This is a genomic window from Salinimicrobium oceani (assembly GCF_012037645.1).
In genome coordinates, this window is sequence record NZ_JAAVJR010000048.1 from 1 (window position 1) to 943 (window position 943).

2 protein-coding genes are annotated in these 943 nt (G+C 43.4%); both read right to left on the bottom strand.

Translation table 11 applies throughout. The features are described 5' to 3' along the window. Positions 1-342 (bottom strand): geranylgeranylglyceryl/heptaprenylglyceryl phosphate synthase (locus HC175_RS15265; RefSeq protein WP_317172324.1); only part of this gene is annotated, 342 nt, incomplete at its 3' end. Next, on the bottom strand, positions 342-943 hold a 602-nt coding region (locus HC175_RS15270), incomplete at its 5' end, for a 4'-phosphopantetheinyl transferase family protein (RefSeq protein WP_168139332.1). The genes HC175_RS15265 and HC175_RS15270, both read right to left, overlap by 1 nt.

Here is a 943-nt window from a genome sequence, read left to right on the forward strand (position 1 = left end):
AGCCACAGACCTCACCTGCTGACCAATGAGATATTCGGGATTTCTGCCCGAGAGCAGGCTCAAAAAGAGTAGCGCATCTGCCGAATTGGATATTTGTTGATGATCTCCGGGAAAAAGCACAAGGGGCAGGAAAGTTTCAGCCTTTATGGTTTTAACACAGCTCTCCATTTCTTCGGAAGTAACTGTGCTCCCTCCAATGAAAATATGGGTGGTAAAAGATGGCAGCTTCCGAAGAAAATCTGAAGCCGTCGCGGGATCAAATTTTTCAGGATCTATAAGTACAGCCAGTTGTTTTTTTCCGGCTTTTTCGGCTTCGATAAAATTCCGCAGCACGTGCTTCATCAAGCAGGAGTTTCTACTTTTCTAAGGGTATAAACACAGGTGAAGCCTTCAAATTCCAGGAATTCAAATTCATACCAGCTGGTTTGGCCGTTGAAATTTATCTTACCTGTCGTCCTGTTATCGTCAAAATCAAAGTCGGAAATATTAATATGCTGCAAAAAGCTCACTTTTGGCTGGGCGTATAGCTTGTAAACTGCCTCTTTGGCGCCCCAAACTATGGTTAATTTTCTTACCAGCGCATCTGTATTGGCCAGGGTTCTGTATTCTTCAATAGGAGTGAATTTATGAGCGATCAATAGGATCTTTTCCCGCTGCATCTCTATATCGATCCCTACTTCCCGGTCACTGATAATAATACCCGAAAAGCTGAAAGAATGCGTTATGGAAATATATTTTCCATCCTTAAGATGTGGCTTGCCTTGATCATCATAAAAAAGATCCCGGTCTGTATATCCCTCTTGTGCAAGCAGATGCCGCACACTTAAGAATCCCCTTCTGTGAATATCGCTTTTCATCCCCGCAACTCTTTCCCGGCAAACTTCTGTAAGCTCCATCCCCTCGTTAAGCACATCATAAGGCTCTTCTATCTTCCAAATGAGGA